The 20,182-nt window shown below is 65.2% G+C and carries 13 protein-coding genes; 5 read left to right on the forward strand and 8 right to left on the reverse strand.

Going from position 1 to position 20,182, the window contains the following annotated elements; all coding sequences use genetic code 11:
• Positions 1-3 precede the first annotated feature (3 nt).
• The 8 genes from BWQ93_RS15185 to BWQ93_RS15220 form a co-directional block, all read right to left on the reverse strand.
• Positions 4-3,183, reverse strand: a complete 3,180-nt coding sequence (locus BWQ93_RS15185; protein WP_067179761.1) for an efflux RND transporter permease subunit — start codon at positions 3,181-3,183, stop codon at positions 4-6.
• Between the two features lie 44 nt (positions 3,184-3,227).
• Positions 3,228-5,768: a heavy metal translocating P-type ATPase gene (locus BWQ93_RS15190; protein WP_067179758.1), complete on the reverse strand. Its 2,541-nt coding sequence runs from the start codon at positions 5,766-5,768 to the stop codon at positions 3,228-3,230.
• 186 nt (positions 5,769-5,954) lie between these two features.
• Positions 5,955-6,425, reverse strand: a complete 471-nt coding sequence (locus BWQ93_RS15195; RefSeq protein ID WP_067179755.1) for an SRPBCC family protein — start codon at positions 6,423-6,425, stop codon at positions 5,955-5,957.
• An 81-nt stretch (positions 6,426-6,506) separates the two neighbouring features.
• Positions 6,507-6,851 carry a DUF190 domain-containing protein gene (locus tag BWQ93_RS15200; RefSeq protein WP_067179753.1) on the reverse strand — a complete coding sequence of 115 codons (345 nt, stop codon included), beginning with the start codon at positions 6,849-6,851 and terminating at the stop codon, positions 6,507-6,509.
• A gap of 12 nt (positions 6,852-6,863) precedes the next feature.
• Entirely contained in the window at positions 6,864-10,106 is a 3,243-nt protein-coding gene (locus BWQ93_RS15205) for an efflux RND transporter permease subunit (protein ID WP_148650765.1), read from the reverse strand.
• Between the two features lie 3 nt (positions 10,107-10,109).
• Complete coding sequence (locus BWQ93_RS15210; protein WP_067179751.1) at positions 10,110-11,279, reverse strand: efflux RND transporter periplasmic adaptor subunit; 1,170 nt, start codon at positions 11,277-11,279, stop codon at positions 10,110-10,112.
• A 109-nt stretch (positions 11,280-11,388) separates the two neighbouring features.
• Positions 11,389-12,546 carry a TolC family protein gene (locus tag BWQ93_RS15215; protein WP_232314624.1) on the reverse strand — a complete coding sequence of 386 codons (1,158 nt, stop codon included), beginning with the start codon at positions 12,544-12,546 and terminating at the stop codon, positions 11,389-11,391.
• Positions 12,547-12,761: 215 nt separating this feature from the next.
• Positions 12,762-13,103, reverse strand: a complete 342-nt coding sequence (locus BWQ93_RS15220) for a hypothetical protein (protein ID WP_067179745.1) — start codon at positions 13,101-13,103, stop codon at positions 12,762-12,764.
• 436 nt (positions 13,104-13,539) lie between these two features.
• On the opposite strand from BWQ93_RS15220, the gene BWQ93_RS15225 reads away from it, so the two are divergent.
• The 5 genes from BWQ93_RS15225 (at position 13,540) to BWQ93_RS15245 (ending at position 20,070) form a co-directional block, all read left to right on the forward strand.
• Positions 13,540-13,935: a DUF3703 domain-containing protein gene (locus BWQ93_RS15225; protein ID WP_067179743.1), complete on the forward strand. Its 396-nt coding sequence runs from the start codon at positions 13,540-13,542 to the stop codon at positions 13,933-13,935.
• A gap of 58 nt (positions 13,936-13,993) precedes the next feature.
• Complete coding sequence (locus tag BWQ93_RS15230; protein ID WP_067179740.1) at positions 13,994-14,332, forward strand: hypothetical protein; 339 nt, start codon at positions 13,994-13,996, stop codon at positions 14,330-14,332.
• A 64-nt stretch (positions 14,333-14,396) separates the two neighbouring features.
• Complete coding sequence (locus BWQ93_RS15235; RefSeq protein ID WP_067179737.1) at positions 14,397-15,632, forward strand: TolC family protein; 1,236 nt, start codon at positions 14,397-14,399, stop codon at positions 15,630-15,632.
• On the forward strand, positions 15,629-16,891 hold the full coding sequence (locus BWQ93_RS15240; protein ID WP_067179735.1) for an efflux RND transporter periplasmic adaptor subunit: 1,263 nt from the start codon (positions 15,629-15,631) through the stop codon (positions 16,889-16,891). Before BWQ93_RS15235 ends, BWQ93_RS15240 begins: the two co-directional genes overlap by 4 nt.
• Before the next feature lie 17 nt (positions 16,892-16,908).
• Entirely contained in the window at positions 16,909-20,070 is a 3,162-nt protein-coding gene (locus BWQ93_RS15245) for an efflux RND transporter permease subunit (protein ID WP_077032450.1), read from the forward strand.
• Positions 20,071-20,182: the final 112 nt, after the last annotated feature.

Consider the following 20,182-nt stretch of genomic DNA (forward strand, 5'->3'; position numbering starts at 1 on the left):
CCTCTATCGATCGGCGACCGGGCCTTGCGCCGCGCCGATGTCGGTGGCCCCCGCGGGCAAGGGATCGGCGTGCGCGCCGCCGGTCGTGAACCAGCGGCGCAGGCGCGGGGCCATCCGGCGTTCGAAGCCCGCCGCGAGACTGAAGGATGCCGGTACGATTAGCAGCGTCAGCATCGTCGACAGGATGAGCCCGCCGATCACGGTGACCGCCATCGGCGCGCGCCATGCGCCGTCGCCGGTGAGCGATAGCGCGGTCGGGATCATGCCCGCGACCATCGCGACCGTGGTCATCAGGATCGGCTGCGCGCGCTTGTGTCCGGCGTCGACGATCGCTTCGTCGCGCGGCACGCCGGACGCCATTTCCTCGATCGCGAAGTCGACGAGCAGGATGCTGTTCTTGCCGACGATACCGAGCAGCATCAGCACGCCGATGAAGACGGGGAGCGACAGCGGATAGCCGGTCAAGAGCAGCGCGATCGCGCCGCCGAGCGGAGCGAGCAGGAGCGAGCCCATGTTGACGAAGGGCGGGATGATCTTGCGATAGAGCAAGATCAGCACAGCGAGCACGAGGAAGATGCCCGACACCACCGCGATCGCGAAGTTGCGCAGCATCTCGGCCTGCCACTTGGCGCTCCCGAGCACCAGCCGGGCGACCCCGGCGGGCAGCGTCTTGAGCGCCGGCAGCGCCTCGACCTTTTCCATCGCCTGACCGGTCACGAGACCTGGAGCAAGGTCGGCCCCGATGGTGAGTTGGCGCACCTGGTTGGTGCGATTGATCTGGGTCGGGCCGGCGCCGAAGCCGATCTCGGCCACGACCGACAGCGGCACCGTTCCCCCGTTCCGGGTCGGAACTGGCATATTGCGGAGCGTATCGAGCCGCTCGCGCGCGCTTTCCGCAAGCGCGACGCGGACGGGGATTTGCCGGTCGGACAGCGAGAATTTCGCGCTATTCTGGTCGATCTCGCCAAGCGTCGCGACGCGGATCGACTGGCTGAGAGCCTGGGTGGTGACGCCAAGCTGCGCGGCGAGCGCGAAGCGCGGGCGAATGACGATCTCGGGACGCTGAAGATTGCCCTCGACGCGCGGCGAGCGGATTTCCTTAACCTTGGCCATTTCGGCAAGCAGCCGGTTGCCGACATCTTCGAGCTTCTTCGGGTCGTCGCTGCCGAGCGTGATCGAGATGTCCCGGCTGCTCCCGCCACCGCCGCCATGCTGCGACTGGAAGTTGATGCGAGCATCGGGAACCGCAGCCAGCCGCGGCGCGCGATCCTTTTCGAACTCGGTGGAGGTGAGCTCGCGGTCCTTGCGCAATTTCAGATACACTGTCGCTGTGCCGACATCGATCCGCGACAAGGCGGACTCGACGAGCGAATCGCGCTTCATGAGATCGGTCACCTCGTCGGCCACCGCCTCGGTCTGTTCGAGCGTTGCCCCCGGTGCGAGCTGGATGGCGACGCGGCTCGTGTCGGAATCGATCGAAGGCTGGAAGGTCATCGGCAGCAACGAGAAGCTGAAGATGGTCGCGAAGAGCGCAAGTACCCCGATACCGACGACCCAGAGCCGGTGATCCTTGAGATAGGCGAGCCATTTCCAGCGACCGCCTCGGGCGCGGGCGGCGTCGGCGGCCCGGGTATCGAGGCTCCAGCGCAGGACGCGCATATAGGTGTCGATAAGTGGGCCTTCGCCATGCTTCTGCGGACCCTGCGCGGCAAGAAAATACGCCGCGAGCATCGGCGTGATCAGGCGCGCGACCGCGAGGCTCATCAGCACCGCCGCGACGACGGTCAGCCCGAAATTCTTGAAATATTGCCCGGCTACCCCCGGCATCAGCCCGACGGGCAAGAAGACCGCGACGATCGTCATGGTGGTCGCGAGCACCGCAAGGCCGATCTCATCGGCGGCGTCAATCGAAGCCTGATAAGCCGATTTGCCCATCCGCATGTGGCGCACGATATTCTCGATCTCGACGATCGCGTCGTCGACCAGCACGCCGGCAACGAGGCTGAGCGCGAGCAGCGTCATCATGTTGAGCGAGAAGCCCATCAGGTCCATGAAGAGGAAGGTCGGGACCGCCGAGAGCGGGATCGCGAGCGCCGAGATCAAGGTGGCGCGCCAGTCGCGCAGGAAGAGGAAGACGACGACGACCGCGAGAATCGCGCCCTCGACCATCGCGTTGATCGCCGAATGATATTGGCCCTTGGTATATTCGATATCGCTGAACAGCTCGGTGAATTTGACCTTGGGGTTTTCCTTCTCGAGCTTGCGCAGCTCCTCGACCGCCGCGTCATAGACGGTGACATCGGAGGCACCCTTCGCGCGCTCGAACCCGAAGGTCAGCACCTGCCGTCCGTCCTGCTTAGAGACTGAGCGCTGCTCGGCATAGAGATCCTTGACCTCAGCGATGTCCGCGAGGCGCACGGTGCGGTTGGTGCCGACCGAAATGAGGGTTTCGCCGAGCGCGTTTGCGCTGCTCGCATTGCCGAGGATGCGCACCGCCTGCTCCGATCCAGCGACCTCCATCCGGCCGCCCGCAGCGTTGACGTTGAGCTGGACGAGCTGGGTGTTCACCGCGGCGGCGGTGAGGCCATAGGCGCGCATGCGTTCGGGGTTGAGGATGACGCGGATTTCGCGGCTCACGCCGCCCCGTCGATACGCGTCGCCCATGCCGGGGACGGCGATCAGCCGCTTGGCGACGACATTATCGACATACCAGCTCAACTCTTCGAGCGTCATATCGGTGGCCGAAGCCGACCAATAGGCAAGCGTGTTGCCCGAGGTCGACAGGCGGATGACCTGCGGTTCGAGGATGCCGTTCGGGAGGTTGCTGCGGATCTGGGTGATCTTGTCGCGGATGTCGGTGACCGCGCGGTCGATCGGCGTCCCGATCGCGAACTGGACGAAGGTCTGCGACTGGCCCTCGGTGACGGTCGAGTTGAGCTCGTCGATCCCTTCGATCGTGCGCACCGCGGCCTCGACGCGCTGGGTGACCTGCGTTTCGAGTTCGGTGGGTGCGGCGCCCGGCTGCGCGATGATGACGATCGCCCCCGGAAAATCGATGTCGGGATCGCTCTGCACCCCCATCATGAGGAAGGAGACGATTCCCGCCACGGTCAGACCGAAGAACATGACGAGCGGCGGGATCGGATTCCGGATGGACCAGGCCGAGATATTCTTGAAGTTCATCCGCTCTCCCCTTTCCGGTCTCGCCTCGCCGCCGCGCCGGCCTCTCAGGCCGCGCTGCGGTCGCGATAGGCGAGCAGCCGCAGCGCGTTGGCGACCACGACCAATGTCGAGCCCTCATGCGCGGCCACCGCGGGGCCGATGCCCAGCCCGAGGATGGTTGCCGGCACGAGCACGACGACGACGCCGAGGCTCACCACGAGATTCTGGCGGATGATCCGCCGCGTCTGCCGGCTGAGCCCGATGGCGAAGGGCAGATGGGCAAGATCGTCGGCCATGAGCGCGACATCGGCGGTTTCTAGGGCGACGTCCGACCCCGCGGCGCCCATGGCTATGCCGACGGTTGCGATCGCCATCGCGGGCGCGTCATTGACCCCGTCGCCCACCATCGCGACCGGCTGCTCGGCCTTGAGATCGCGTATGGCGTCGACCTTCTGATCGGGCATCAGGTCGCCCCACGCCTCGTCGATCCCGACTTCGGCCGCGATCGATTCCGCTACTTTCTGATGATCGCCCGAGATCATGATCATCCGTCCGATACCGAGCTCGCGGAGCTTGGCGATCGCCGTGCGCGCCGCCTCGCGCGGCGTGTCCATCAAGCCGATCGCACCCAGGTCGCGGTCGCCCATACGGACCACCATCGTCGTGCGTCCCTGCTCGCGGAGGCCGGCAATCGCCGTCGCCACTTCGTCGCCGATCGGCGCGATGCCGTCGGCGCCGAACATCTCGGCTTTGCCGATCAGGACGGTTTCGCCCTCGACCTTGGCGGTGACGCCGCGCCCCGTGAGGCTGTTGAGATCGTCCGCAACCGGCACGCGCGCCGAGGTCAGCATGGCCTCGCCATCGCGCACGATCGCGGCGGCAAGCGGATGGTCGCTGAGCCGCTCGACCGCGACCGCGATGCGGAGCAACTCTTCCTTGGGCACAGCAGTGGAGGGCACGACATCGGTGATGCGCGGCTTGCCCTCGGTGAGCGTGCCCGTCTTGTCGAAGGCGAGCGCGGTCAGCGAGCCGAGATTCTCGAGCGGACCGCCCCCCTTGACGAGCACGCCACCCCGCGCGGCGCGCGCGACGCCCGACAGGACGGCGCTCGGCGTCGCAATCGCGAGCGCGCAGGGGCTTGCCGCGACGAGGACCGCCATGGCGCGGTAGAAGCTGTCGCGGAAAGACTCGTCGACGACGACCCAGGCGAAGAGCAGGACGAACACGAGCGCGAGCACGCTCGGCACGAAGATGCGCTCGAACTTGTCGGTGAAGCGCTGGGTCGGCGATTTCTGCGTCTCCGCCTCGCTCACCATTTTTACAACTTTCGCGAGCGTGGTATCGGCGGCGAGGCGCGTGACCGCGATCTCGATCGCGCCATGACCATTGATCGTGCCTGCAAACACGCGGTATTTTGCATCCAAGCCATCGGGTTTGGCCGCCGCCAAGGCCCGGTCCGCGACCGGCTCCTTGTCGACCGGCACGCTTTCGCCTGTGACGGGAGCCTGATTGACCGCGGTGCGGCCAACGGTCACGAAGCCGTCGGCCGGGAGCCGCTCGTTGGGCTTGACCACGACCGTATCGCCGATCTGCAGGAGTTCGACCGACACTTCGCGGGTGCTACCATCGGCGCTCTTCAAGATCGCGGTCTGCGGCGCGAGCTCCGCCAGCGCCTCGATCGCACGTTTTGCCCGGCCCATGGCATAATGCTCGAGTGCATGGCCAAGACTGAAGAGGAAGAGCAGCAACGCGCCTTCCGCCCAAGCACCCAGGGCCGCCGCGCCCGCCGCGGCAACGAGCATCAGCGTGTCGATCTCGAAGCGCTTGAGCTTCAGATTCTCGATCGCTTCGCGGACGGTGAACCAACCGCCGAAGCCATAAGCGGCAAGATAGAAGCTGAAACTTACCCATTCGCGAGCGACGTCGAACTTCTCGATGGTGAAACCGATGCCAAGAACGAGACCGCAGAGCAGAGCGAAAATCAACTCGGTGCGCTCGCCAAATATGCCCCCATGATCGTGACCATGATCATGGTCGTCGGAGCCTTTGTGGCCATGCTTGTGGTCGGACCCGTGGGCATGATCAGGGCCATGATCATGGCCATCATCACCATGCTCGTGGCCGGCTTGTGCCGGGACAGCCGCGGCGACGGCAGCCGATTTCCGGGTAACGCCCATATCCGAAAGCACCATTCTAATCGTTTCGATGGAGGTCTCCGAGCGCTGGAACTCGGCGCGCAGCGTCCCCGCCGCGCCGACTTCGGCCTCGATGACGCCCGGAATTTCGCGAAGCCGAAGCCCGACCGTCCGCGCGCGCCGCGTGTGGCCGACGCCTTCGAGATCGTCCCAGAAGAGATGCTGATATTGGCCGGTGAGCTCGGCGCCGGCGCTACGCGCCAGCTGCCGCACCCGTTCGAGCGGAAGGATATCCGGCCGATAATGAATGCAGAGCTGCGGTGGCGAGCCGTCGCTGGTGCGGATCACATGGACCTTGTCGACCCCCTCGCGTCCTTCGAGCTCACTCGTAAGGCGCGCGACGCAGCGGTCGGCAGTATCGGCGACCTCGGGGAGAAGAAGCGGAATATCGAGCCGCAGCTGATCACTCATGATGCAATCCTTTTTTCCATCTGATCCGGGAGGGTCAGGCAATGTCCGGCCCTCCCGGAAGGATGAGGTGCGGGAGTCTTGGTGGGACGCGACCCACTCCCGCACCTCCTTGACCGCCAGTGACCCTCGACCGGGTGGCGGGGGCAAGGAGCCAAGGGCTCCCGGCGGCCAAGATCTCATTGTCCCTCAAGCGCGCCGCCCGCGAGGCCGGGCGTATCGGGACTGAACCGTCGTGCGACGGAGTTGCTGTTCAAGCGCCGTGTTAGAGCGCTTGAGAAAAACGCTGCAAACCCGTCGAAGAACGGGGTATCCGAGCCACGAAAAGAGACCCGCGCATTCGATACGATGCGTAACCTCCACCCCCTGCCCAAGCTTTTCGAGCCGGTAGCTTTCCTCAATGACGAGCAGCCCGCGCGTACCTGTCCGCCACGAGAAACCGGTCAGCCAGTCGAGAGCGGTGATGCGCCCCTCGGAGGCAAATTCCGGACCCCGCTTGCCGCGCGGTGAATAGACATAGCCCAGTCGCTCGTCGTCGCCCGAGCGGTCGGTGAACCGCAGCGTCGGGTGCCAGTCGCCATATCGGTCGATATCGACGAGAAGACGCCAGACGCGACCGATCGGAACTGGCAAGCGGAGCGAGGTGCCTACCGAGAACATCGGAGACCTCCTCGCTCGCGCAAGCTGGTCCGCGACGCAGGCCGGGGGCCTGCGCCGCGGTGGAAACCGGCAAGTTGCCGGTCAGCTCTGAACATCGGGAGGCTCCGCAGCGGATTTGCCGCCGAGGATATCTACCGCTTCGAGGGTGATGAGCCCGATATCGGGTATCTCCCCCAGTTGCGCCGCGAAATCGCGGAGCCGCTGCTCTTCGTCGATGATCTCGATCACGACCGCCCGGTCATTCTCCAGCGCGTGGCGGCGATGGAGATGCGCCGAGCGACCGAAGCCGAGCACCGCCTCAAGGACAGTTACGCCCGCGAGCTTCTGCTGCCGCGCAAGTTCCGCGATGAATTCGAAGGCTCGCCGGTCGCCGAAGAATGCGGATTCGTCAGTGTAGATGCGCAAGAGCTTGGATGCTTTTGTCATGACATTATCTCCCTATTCCGTAGCCGGCTGGGTGGCCGGCTCCGCTTTCCGCTTGAGGAACTTCGGCTGCCAGTCGGCTCCGAGTACGACCTTGGCGATCGCGGGCAGGACGAGAAGCGTCAGGATGGTCGCCGCGATGAGGCCGCCGATGACGGTAGTCGCGAGCGGCTTCTGCACTTCGGCGCCGGTTCCGGTCGCGATCGCCATCGGCACGAAGCCGATCGCGGGCACGAAACCGGTCATGATCACCGCACGCATCTTCTCGGTCATACCCTCGCGGATTGCCTCCGTGAGCGGGACATCATTCTCGAGCCGCTCGCGGATCGCCGTCATGACGACGAGACCGTTGAGCACCGCGACGCCGGCAAGGCAGATGAAGCCCACCGCCGCAGACACCGAAAAATTGATCCCGGTAAGCGCGAGGGTGAACACCCCGCCCGCGAGGCCCAGCGGCACCGCGAGGAACACGGCGGTCGCGCGTCCGAAGGTGCCGAGCGCCATGTAGAGCAGGATGAAAATGCCCGCGAAGCAGAGCGGAACCACGATGGAAAGCCGCTTCGATGCAGCCTGCAGGCTTTCGAACTGCCCGCCCCATTCGAGATAATAGCCCGCCGGGAGCTTCACATTGGCAATCTTCGCCTGCGCTTCCGTCACGAAGGACCCCGCATCGCGGCCTTCGAGGTTCACCTGCACGACGACGCGCCGCTTGCCATTCTCGCGGCTGATCTGGTTGAGTCCTTCGGTCAGCCGGATCTGCGCCACTTGCGCGAGCGGTATCTGCCCGCGATTGCCGCCTTCCGAAGGAAGGAGGACAGGAAGCGCGCGAATATCGTCGAGATTCACGCGCGTTGCGTCTGGAACGCGCACGGTGATGTCGAAGCGCCGGTCGCCCTCATAGAGCAGGCCCGATTCGCGCCCGCCGAGCGCTGCCGACACGGTGTCGGCGACTTCCTGGACCGACAGGCCGTACCTCGCAATCGCGTTGCGATCGAGCGTTACGTCGAGCATCGGAGCCCCGCCGACCTGGTCGGCCTTGACGCTGCCCGCTCCCGGAATGCCCTGGAGCACCTTCACCATCTCGTTCGCGGCGAGCGACATCTTGTCGAGGTCGTCGCCATAGAGCTTGATCGCGACGTCGCCGCGGACACCCGCAATCAGTTCGTTGAAGCGAAGCTCGATCGGCTGACTGACCTCGTAGAGCTGACCGAGCTGGCCGCCAGCGGCCTTCTCGATGCGCTCGACGACGTCGGCCTTGGAATCGACCCCGACGGGCCATTGGTCTTGCGGTTTCAGAATGATGAAACCGTCCGAGATGTTCGGCGGCATCGGATCAGTCGCGACCTCGGCTGTACCGGTCTTCGAGAACATCAGCTCGACCTCGGGCAATTTAGAGATGGCTGTCTCGACGTTGCGCTGCATCGCAAGCGACTGTTCGAGGCTGACCGACGGCACGCGCGTCGAGGCGAGCGCCATATTCTTCTCATCGAGCTGCGGAATGAATTCCGAGCCAAGCAGGCCGAACGCCGGGATGGCGAGGAGGAAGAAAGCAAAGCCGCCGGCGATGAAAGGCCAGGGCTTGGCAATCGCCTTGTCGAGCAGCGGCAGATAGCGCTCCTTCAAGTTGCGGATTGCCCAGACTTCCTTCTCGGCAACCTTGCCGCGGATCATCAGCGCGACAAGCGCCGGAACCAGCGTGATAGCGAGAATGAAGGCGGCAACGAGCGCGAGCATGATGGTGATGGCCATCGGCGAGAAGGTCTTGCCCTCGACGCCCGTGAACATCAGCAGCGGCGCGAAGGCGAGCAGGATTATCGCCTGCCCAAAGACGGTCGGTTTGATCATCTCCTGGCTGGCGCGCATCGTCTCCTCGAGACGTTCGCGAAGATTGAGCAAACGCCCTTCATGCTCTTGCCGGTGCGCCAATCTGGCGAGGCAGTTTTCGATGATGATAACCGCGCCGTCGACGATCAGACCGAAGTCGAGCGCGCCGAGACTCATCAGGTTACCGGGCACGCGGAACGCGTTCATGCCCATCGCCATCATCAGGAAGGAGAAGGGAATGACCAGCACCGCGATGATCGCCGCGCGCCAGTTGCCGAGCAGGAAGAAGAGCGCGGCCGCCACGAGCACCGCGCCTTCGGTGAGGTTCTTTTCGACCGTGCCGACCGTTGCATTGACCAGCTTAGCGCGGTCGAGCACCACCTTCACTTCGACGCCGGGCGGCAGGGTTTTAGACACCTGCGCAATCTTAGCCGAGACGTCTTCGGCGACAGTCCGGCTGTTCTGGCCGATCAGCATCAGCACGGTGCCGATCACCGCCTCTTTGCCGTTCATGCTGCCCGCACCGGTTCTGAGGTCGCCGCCGATTTTCACATTGGCGAGCTGTCCGACCGTGACGGGCACGCCGCCGCGCGTCGCGACGACGGCGTTGCGGATTTCATCGACCGAACGGACGCGCGCATCGACGCGCACGAGATAGGCCTCGCCCGCCCGGTTATAATAGTTGGCCCCGACCGCGAGATTGGCGCGTTCGAGTGCTTCGCCGAGCTCGCTGTAGGAAATGCCGTAGCTGGTGAGCCGCGTCGGATCGGGCTCGACCACGAAGGTCTTGGCATAGCCGCCGATCGAATCGACGCCGGCGACGCCGCCGACCGACTTGAGCTGCGGGCTCACGATCCAGTCCTGAACCGTGCGAAGATAGCCCGATTTGGCAATCTCGTCGGTGAGGATATCGCCCTCGGGGGTCAGATAGCTGCCGTCGGGTTGCCAGCCGGGTTGGCCGGCGACTTTCTTGGCGCCCTTCCCGTCAGGATATTTGTAGCCGACGGTATACATGACGACCTCGCCCAGCCCCGTTGTCACGGGGCCAATCTGCGGCTGAGCCCCGTCGGGAAGGTTCTCGCCCGCCTGGAGAAGCCGTTCGCCCACCTGCTGGCGCGCGAAATAGAGGTCGGTTTCATCGGTAAAGATCGCCGTCACCTGGCTGAATCCGTTGCGCGAGATCGAACGCGTCGTCTCGAGCCCCGGAATGCCGGCGAGTGAGATTTCGATCGGGTAGGTTACGAGCTTCTCGATTTCGACCGGCGAAAGACGCGGATCGATCGTATTGATCTGCACCTGCTTGTTGGTGATGTCGGGAACCGCGTCGATCGGCAGCTTGGTGAGCTGCCATACGCCGAGTCCCGCGATCACGAGGAAGAGAAAGAGTACCGCCCAGCGCGCGCGGACGGATAGCGCCATCAGTTTCGCGATCATGGTCTATTCCTCCTCGCCCGCGCCCTTGCCGAGTTCGGCCTTGAGCAGGAAGGCGTTCTCGGTCGCGACCATCTGTCCGGGCTTCAGCCCGGAGAGGATTTCGACGCGGCCCGCGCTGCGTTGGCCGACGGTGACCTGCTGCGCACGGAAGCCTTCTTTCGTGCGAATGAACACCACGTCGCGGCCTTCGAGCGTCTGGAGGGCTTCGTCAGTGATCACGATTCGGGCGGGGCCACCGGTTTCGGCGCCGCGGCTCGGAAGCAGACGTACCCGGACCGCAAGGCCCGGCTGCAAGGCGCCGGGCACGTCGAGCACGGCGGTTGCCGAGCGCGTGTCGCCGGACAGGCCAGGAGTCACAGCCCGCACGCGGGCATCGATCGTCCGGCCGTCGGGAAGTTCGATGATCGCACGATCTCCGGGCGAGAGCCGCTGTGCATCGGCCGGACCAACCGCGGCCTCGATCTGCACCTTGCTGGGATCGGCAACGCGGAACAGTTCGGTTTCAGGCTGGACAAAGGCGCCAAGGCTGGCGTTCTCGGCCGTAATCCGCCCCGAGATCGGACTTGCCACTATGACACTGCTGCCATCGCGCGTGACCTGCGCCGCGCTCGCAGCGGCGCGGGCGCGCTGCGCTTCCGCCGCGGCAGCCGCCGCCTCGGCCTGCGCTCGCTCATAATCGACGCGAGCGGACACTTTCTGATCGAGCAGCGTCTTCTCGCGGTGGAGGTTCTTCTGCGCCAGCGTCGAGCGCGCATCGGCTGCGACCCGCTCGGCCGCTATCTGTGCAGCGTCACGGCTCTGGACGATGGCGATCGTCTCTCCGGCGCGGACCGGATCACCGAGCCGCTTGAAAAGCCGGGTGACGGCACCGCCGGCCCGCGCGGTCACGATAGCCTCGCCGCTCGGTGCCGCAGTGACGGTCGCCTGCGAGATGATTTCGGAGCCGAGGCCGCCCGATGCGATCGTTTCGACGCCGATGTCGGCAGACTTGATCGCTTCGGGGCTGATGACGAGGTTGTTGGGAAGAGCTTCGCTCGCCGCTTCCGCACCGCCTTCAGCCGCCGGAGCCGGCGCCGGATCGGCGGTGCAACGTGCGACACCGAAACCGGTGACGGCCGCGAGAGCCATTGCGCCCGCGACGGTGCCGAGGAGGCGCTTGTCCTTGGTGATCATATTCTGTCTCCGCTGTTGATGCGGTTCGCGCGCCGACCGGCGGCGCACCCCTGTTGATTGAGAAGGATGGCGGGGCGGACGGCCCCGCTGATTGCTGGGACCGGCACGCTCATGGCTGGTGATCCGCGTCGCCCTCGGCCGCGGCCTGACGCGAGAGGATCGCACGCGCTTCGGCGCGGGCCTGCCGGGCCGCAATCAGCTCCGCCTGCGTCGCGGCATAGGCTTGCTGCGCGTCGATCAGTTCGACCAGCGTCGATTTGCCGGCGCGGTAGCTGAGCTCGGCGAGCCGGACGCCTTCGCGCGCCTGCTCGATCCCGCTGCCCTCGAGCGCCGCGAGGCGGGCCTCGGCGGCTTCGAGTTCGGCCTGCGCATTGGCAATCTCTGCCTCGGCGTTGACGACCGCATTTTCCCGCCGCGCGATGGCGGCAGCGACGTCGGACTTGGCCGCCGAGATGTTGCCGCGATTGCGATCGAAGATCGGCAGCGGCACCGAGACATTCGCAATGAGGGCACGATCGCCCGTGTCGCGAAGTTGCCGCACTCCGAAGCCAACAGACGGGTCGAGGCGACCGTCGGCGCGCTGCCCTCGGAGGCGAGCTTCGGCGATGAGGCGGTCGGTTTCGGCAAGCCGCACGTCGAGCGTGGCCAGCGAGTCCACCGATGCGGGCATCACCCACAGGTCGCCTTCGACCAGTTCGGCCGGCGCAACCGAGCTGCCGAGGAGCGCTGCCAGCGAACGGCGCGCTGTCCGTTCCTCGGCCTCGGCGGTGCGCAGTTCGGCGGTGGCCTGGACCAGCGCCGCATTGGCACGGAAGGCACGCAGCGGCGGCTCGTTACCCGTATCGACCATCGCCTGTGCGACGCGGACGAGTTCGCGGGCGCGCGCTTCATTCTCGCGCGCGAGCGCCAGACTGTCGCGGGCTGCGAGTGCCGTCGCGAACTGGTTGCGAACCTCGAGCGCGAGATCGGCTCGGACAATCTCGAGCCTATATTGCGCGGCGAGGAACTCGGCATCTGCTAGCGTCATGCGCGCACGGCGCCGGCCGCCGATGTCAAGACGCTGATTGACCGACACCGTCGATTCGAGGCCGTTTAGTCCCGAATAGGGGCCGGTGCCCGCGAAATTCTCGACGTCGACGTTAAGGATGGGGTTGAAGCGATAGCCCGCCTGACGCTGGCGACCGCGAGCAGCCTCCACTTCGGCTTCGGCGGCAACCACGCGCGGCGAGCGCGCGTCGGCCTCCTCCATCGCCTGCGCGAGGGACAATCGAGCGGGAAGCGGGCCGGCACGCACGGCCTGGCCTGCCGAAGAAGGCGGTCCCACCTGCTCCGTCGCTGCCGACTGGGCAGCGGCGGGCGCGGAATTTGCGCCTGCAACGAGCGCCACGAGACTCGCGGCGACAACTATGGATTTCATGAAAAAGAGACTCCTGACGTTTCCAGGGAGAAGCGCACGCGAAGGGCACGCGCAGACCTAGAGCGTCAGGCGATTGGAGGGCGAAAGGTCCCGATATAGGCGACGGGCGGCAAGGCGGCCGTCAGAATGCGCGCATGCGCTTCAGCGGCAGGGGTTTCGGTCGCTGCCGAAAGCGTTTCCGCCGGGACGCCCGAATGGTGGCCATGGCAACCATGAGCGGCGGCAGGCACCTGCTGCTTTTCGCCGGACGAGGAATTTTTCTTGTCGGACTCGGCGCTTTCGGTAGCCGGCGCACTCACGCAGCCGGCTTCGATCGCCGCGACAAAAAGGCTCGCCTCGGCCCGATCCTCGGTCGCATGCGCGAGCGATCCCGCAACCGTTCCGGATGCAAGGAGAAAGGTCAGCAAGAGGAGGATTATCCGTCGCATTGGAACCGGCTCCTAGCATCGAAATAGCGCGGTGAAAAGTAGAAGATTTTCAATCAACTTCGGCGGCACTCTTCTAACCCCCGAACGAGTGCTGTAATGTTATCTCATGATGGCAATCGAGCCATTTATCCGTCCTAGAAATACTTATTAGGACCTCTATAAGAACAGGATATCCGTCGAACAATCGGGCGTTAAGCACAATAGTTCTACGATTGTCTTGCAATCTTATTTCCGGACTTACGCTATTGCTTCTGTCCTCCTTTGTACCGGGCTGTGCCGGGGCGGAGGGATTCGTCTTGGACAGGGCGGTAAATCGGAAATCGCGCATCGAGGCGCCGAGCGGCAACATGAGAGCTTGACCCTGTATCTACTACAGGGTGCAAAAGCCTGCCCTGGACAAAAAGGGGGACCCAGCATGATCACGTCGACTGCCAAGCCGCTGACCCGGACCATCGTCGCGCCGCTCCTGCGCGACCAATATCGCCTTTTCCGCGAATCAAGCCGAACCGGCGATGAAGCCGCCGCGTGGCGGGCGCTGGAATGGGAACATATATTGAGCCAGCCCTATATGGGCGCGCATCTGGCCTCGCACTGGCACATGTTCCGCTATGCGATCGAACTCGGCGATAGCCGCGAAGCCGCCGGTCAGGTAGTGCGGTTCCTGCTCGTGCCGCTAGGCTCGCTGACCGGCCGGCTCCCGGCCGGTAACAACGGCCGCGCGCGAGTGAGCGCCTTCGATCCGATGCCGATGCCGGAGGGCCTGGCGGTACTGATCGAGGCGGCCCGGTCGGCGGCCGAACGCGACGCCTGAAAGGGCTGATCCGGTTTTGGACTTCCGGAACAAGCCATTCGCTGTTAGGGGCGCGACCATGGCCGCCGCTCCCCTTCGCCTGTTGCTTGTGTTCATCCTGCTGCTCAGCGGGCTTCACAATGCTGCGCCGGCGATGGCGGGCATGACGCACCATGCGACGGATTCGCATCTTTCGCACCATGTCGAGCCGGGCCATGCGTCGGACAAGGACACGCAAAAAGGTCAGCAGGACGCCGACCTCCACGGCAGTCACCATAATTGCCCGGTCGCATCCGATCAGGCCCTTTCGGGTCATGACGATCTGCCCTTTTTTTCCGGCGGCCTGCACTTCGCGCTGCCCGCGATGCGCCTCGCTTCGCGCGCCCTCGCGCCTCCCCTGAACCCTCCCCTCGCCTGAACGACGCCTGCCGCGCGGCCCTTCCCGGCCTGCGCTCAGTCGAACCGTTCAGGAGTGATCATTTATGCATATCCATATGCGCGCCGCCCTGTTGGCCGGGGCTGCGCTGCTGGCGGGGTCCGTGTGGGCCCAGCCGCTAACGCTCGACCAGGCGGTCGAGCGGGCCATCGCTGCATCGCCAGAGCTTAGAGCCGGCGAAGCGGGGGTCGACGCCGCGCGCGCCGGCCAACTGCAAGCTCGCGTCCGACCCAATCCGACCGTGTCGGTCGACATGGAAAATGGAGTCGGGACGGGCGGCTACGGCCTGTTCCGGCAATCGGAACTCACCGTCACCTATTCGCAGCCGCTCGAACGCGGCGGAAAGCGGGAGGCGCGGATGGCGCTTGCCGAACGCGGGGTCGTTCTCGCCGAGGCGCAGTGGCGGCTCGTCCGGCTCGATATCGCCCAGGAAGTGCAGCGCGCCTATATCGACGTCCAGATCGCCGAGCAGATGGTCTGGATCGCAGAGGATCGCGTCAAACTCGAAAAGGAGATGCGCACCGAAGCGATCCGGCGCATGCGCGGCTACAAGGATCCGCTCTTCGTCGAGACCCGCGCCGATGCCCGCATTCTCGAAGCCGAGCTGGCACTGAAGGAAGCCCAAGCCAAACGGCAGTCCGCAAGAGCATTGCTCGTATCCTTCTGGGGCGGCGCTCCCGACAGCCTCGTTATCGCCGAGGGTATCGAGAAGCCCGATCCGCGCGATCCGCCGCTGGCCGAAGCCGATGCCGCGGTGTTCGACGCCGCCGTCAATCGCGCCCGGGCACAGGTTGTCGTCGAGCAAAGCCGCGCGCACCAGGACTATACGGTGTCGGGCGGCACTCGCTTCCTTCGCGAGACCAATGATGTCGCCGTTCTCGGCGGAATCTCGATCCCGCTCGGACGCTTCGACCGCAACCAGGGCAATATCGCCCGGGCGCAGGCCGAACGGCGGCAGCTCGAATTCCAGTCCGAGGCGAGCCGCCTCGAACGACTGCGGCGCCTCGCGTCGCTGCGCGCCGATGCCGACGCCGCACGGGTGCGGGCCGAGGGCATCATGAACGACGTCTATCCCAAGGCGGTGAAGACGCTCGGTCAGGTGCGCGAAGGCTATGCCCGCGGCGGCTTCCTGTTCGCCGATGTGCAGGATGCCGCCGACGTCATCATCCAGATCCAGGGTCAGTGGGCCGAGGCCATGACGCGCTACCGCGATTTGCTCGCGGAAATCGATCGCCTGACCGGCCGCTTCGATGCGGCTCCCCTTGCGGAGAATATTCCATGAAGAAGTTTCCATTTCCCGCCGCTGCAGCGGCGCTGTTCCTTGCCGTCCCGCTCGCTGCCTGCGGCGGCGGAGCCGAAGGCGAAGACAAACATGCAGAAGGTGAGAGCCACGCCGAGGGCGAAGGCGAAGAAGACGCCGAGGGCCCGAATGGCGGCAAATTGCTCAAAAATGGCGATTTCGCTGTCGAAATCACGATTTTCGAGAATGGCACCGAGCCGCAGTTCCGAGTTTTTGCGACCCGGGACGGGAAGCCGGTCGATCCCAAGGAAGTCCAGCTCGCGATCACGCTCACGCGGCTTGGCGGCGACGTCGATCGCTTCACCTTCCGCCCGCAGGGCAAGTTCCTGGCAGGGCAAGGCGTCGTTACCGAACCGCACAGCTTCGATGTCGAAGTCGTCGCGGTGACTGGCGGCAAACGCCACGTCTGGAAATATGCCAACCCTGAGGGCCGCACGCGGATCGCGGCCGACGCCGCCAAGGCCGGCGGCATCGAGACCGCCGTCGTCGGACCGGCGACGGTCGGCGAGAGGCGCGAACTCTATGGCACTGTCCAATTGTCGCCAACGGCCCGTTCCGAAATTCGCGGTCAATTCCCCGGCCGCGTCGTCTCGGTCACAAAGGCGGTGGGCGACACGGTTCGCCGCGGCGAACTTCTCGCACGCATTGAATCGAGCGAAAGCCTCCAGGTCTATCCGGTGCATGCGACGGTCGGCGGGGTCGTTGCCGAGCGCAACGCCAACCCCGGCGATGTCACCGACGGGCGGGCGCTCTACGTCATCACCGATCCCGCGCAGACGACGGTCGTCTTCAACATCTTCCCCCGTGACCTCGCGATTATCCGTCCGGGCATGCGGGTGACGGTCGAGACGCAGGACGGCGCCGAGATCGCGACCGCGCCACTCGAGCAGTTCCTGCCCGACGGCAATGTCGAGGCGGGCACTGCGCTCATCCGCGCGACCATCCCCAACCGCTCGGGAACGCTGCGCCCCGGCATGGCCTTGCGCGGCCGCGTGATGGTCAACCCCGTCACCGTGCCGCTGGCCGTGCGTACCGAGGCGATCCAGCCCTTCCGCGACTTCAAGGTGGTCTATGCCAATTTCGGGCAGGACTATGAGGTCCGCATGCTGAAACTCGGCCGTTCGTCGCCCGAATGGACCGAGGTCCTGTCGGGCATCAAGCCCGGCACCGCCTATGTCACCAAGGGCAGTTTCCTCGTTCGCGCCGACATCGAAAAGTCCGGCGCGGGCCACGACCATTGATCGGGGAGCAGGATAATATGCTAGCCAGAACCATAGGCTTTTCGATCCGGCAACGATGGCTCGTCCTCGCGGTCGTCGCGCTCCTGTGCGCGATCGGCGCGTGGAGCGCGACCAAATTGCCCATCGACGCCGTTCCCGACATCACCAACGTCCAGGTCCAGATCAATACCAAGGCTGAAGGCTATTCGCCGCTCGAAGCCGAGCAGCGGATCACCTACCCGATTGAGACCGCGATCGCGGGCATCCCCAACCTCAACTATACCAGGTCGATCTCGCGCTACGGCCTGAGTCAGGTCACGGTCGTTTTCGAGGACGGGACCGACATCTATTTCGCGCGCCAGCAGGTCAACGAGCGGCTCCAGGCCGCAAAGGGGCAGCTGCCGCCCGGTATGGCGCCCGAAATGGGGCCGATTTCCACCGGCCTCGGCGAGATCTTCATGTTCTCGATCGAAGCCGAACCGGGCGCACGAAAGCCGGATGGCACGCCCTACACGGCGGAAGACCTCCGAACGATGTCCGACTGGGTCATCCGGCCGCAGATGCGCACGATCCCGGGGGTCGCCGAGATCAACACGATCGGCGGCTATGCCCGCCAATATCATGTGACCCCCTATCCGGCCTCGCTCGCTTCGCTCAATCTCTCGCTCAACGATGTCGTCACCGCGCTGGAGGCCAATAATGCAAATCGCGGCGCCGGCTATGTCGAGCGCAGCGGCGAACAGATATTGATCCGGGTGCCGGGGCAGGCGAACAATGAGCGCGACCTGTCGCAGATCATCGTCGCCACCCGCGGCGGCGTTCCGATCCGGATCGCCGACGTCGCCGATGTCGCGATCGGTTCGGGCCTTCGCACGGGCGCGGCGACTGAGAATGGCAAGGAGGTCGTCCTCGCAACGGTCTCGATGCTGATCGGACAAAATCCGCGCGTGGTGGCGCAGGCCTCGGCCGAACGCCTCGTCGAAGCGTCGCGTGCTTTGCCGAAGGGTGTTGTCGCGAAGCCGCTCTATGATCGCACCGCGCTCGTCGAACGGACGATTTCGACGGTGCAGAAGAATCTCGCCGAGGGCGCGCTGCTCGTCATCGTGATCCTCTTCCTGCTGCTCGGCAATTTCCGGGCGGCGCTGATCACGGCGGCGGTTATTCCCGTTGCCATGCTGATGACGCTGACGGGCATGCTCCAGACGCGGACATCGGCGAACCTCATGAGCCTCGGCGCGCTCGACTTCGGCCTCATCGTCGACGGGGCCGTCATCATCGTCGAAAATTGTCTTCGCAGGCTTGGCGAGGCACAGCACAGGCTCGGACGGCTGCTCGATCGCGACGAACGCTTCGGCCTCGTTGCCTCGGCGAGCGCCGAAGTGATCAAGCCGAGCATCTTCGGCATCATCATCATCACCGCGGTCTATCTGCCGATCTTCGCGCTCGAAGGCGTCGAAGGAAAGACCTTCCACCCGATGGCGATCACGGTCGTCCTCGCGCTGACCGCTGCTCTTCTCCTGTCGCTCACCCTGGTTCCGGCCGCGGTGGCGCTCTTCGTTACCGGCAAGGTCGAGGAGAAGGAGAATTGGCTGATGCGCGGTCTCGGCAAGGGCTATCGTCCGATGCTCGACCGCGTCCTGAATTGGCCGAAGGCGGCGCTTTCGGGTGCGCTGCTGCTCGTCGCGCTCAGCGGCGTGGCGGCGACGAGTCTCGGGTCCGAGTTCATCCCGGACCTCGACGAAGGCGATATCGCGATGCACGCGATGCGCATTCCGGGAACGAGCCTGACCCAGTCGATCGCGATGCAGGAGGCGCTGGAGAAGAGGATCAGGCAGTTCCCCGAAGTCGAGCGGGTGTTCGCGAAGATCGGCACGCCCGAGGTCGCGACCGATCCGATGCCACCGTCGGTCGCCGACAATTTCATCATGCTCAAGGATCGGAAGGAGTGGCCCGAGCCCAGAAAGCCGCGCGACCAGCTCGTCGCCGAGCTCAACAAGGCGGTAAACGAAGTGCCGGGGAACAATTACGAGTTCACCCAGCCGGTGAAGATGCGGATGAATGAACTGATCGCCGGCGTTCGCGCCGACGTCGCGATCAAGCTGTTCGGCGACGATCTCGATCAACTGCTCGAATCGGGGCGGGCGATCGAGGAGGTGGCCGGCGGGATCGCGGGCGCGCAGGACGTGAAGCTCGAACAGGTCACCGGCCTGCCGATGCTTTCGGTCACGCCCGATCGCGACAAGCTTGCGCGCTATGGCGTGAGCATGGAGACGGTCCAGGATGCGGTTTCGACCGCGACTGGCGGGCGGCAGGCGGGCGAGCTCTTCGAGGGCGACCGGCGTTTCGACGTCGTCGTCCGGCTTCCCGAGGCCATTCGCACCGACCTCGCGTCGCTCGGCAATCTCCCCGTTGCGCTTCCGGCCGGCGGCTTCGTGCCGCTTTCGGAGCTTGCGGAGATATCGCTCGCGGCGGGGCCGAACCAGATCAGCCGCGAGAATGGCAAACGCCGCGCGGTGATCACGGCGAATGTCCGTGGTCGCGATCTCGGCTCGTTCATCGACGAACTGACCCAGAAGGTCGAAGCCGATGTCGTGCTGCCCGACGGTTATTATATAGAATATGGCGGGACGTTCGAGCAGCTCCAGTCGGCGACCGAGCGCCTCCAGATCGTGGTGCCGCTCGTTCTGCTGCTGATCTTCGGCCTCTTGTTCATGCTGTTCGGGTCGGTTCGCGATGCGGCCATCGTCTTCTCGGGCGTGCCGCTGGCGCTGACGGGAGGGGTCGCGGCGCTGGCGCTTCGCGACATTCCGCTCTCCATCTCGGCGGGCGCCGGGTTCATCGCACTCTCCGGGGTCGCGGTGCTCAACGGCGTGGTGATGCTATCCTTCATCAAGGATCTTCGCGAACGCGGAAAGGCGCTCGTCGATGCAATCCGCGAGGGCGCGCTGACCCGCCTCAGGCCGGTGATGATGACCGCGCTGGTTGCGTCGCTCGGCTTCGTACCGATGGCGCTCAATGTCGGGGCAGGATCCGAGGTGCAACGGCCGCTGGCGACCGTGGTCATCGGCGGGATCATCTCATCGACGATCCTGACGCTGCTCGTCCTGCCCGCGCTGTACCTCATGGTCCACAGTCGCAGCGCGAAGATCGAAGAAGAGGAAGTCGCCGGGCCGCGGCGTGAGCCCGGCCTTGCGACCTGAAGCCAGGCCCTCACGGTTTGCTGCAGCGCTTGGGCGCAAGCGGCCGGCCGCGAACAGGGGCGGAACCCTGAGGGGTTCCGCCTCCTTTTAGGGATGCTTGGTATGAGGAGCG

The sequence above is a fragment of the Sphingopyxis sp. QXT-31 genome (assembly GCF_001984035.1).
In the GTDB taxonomy this organism is placed as follows: domain Bacteria; phylum Pseudomonadota; class Alphaproteobacteria; order Sphingomonadales; family Sphingomonadaceae; genus Sphingopyxis.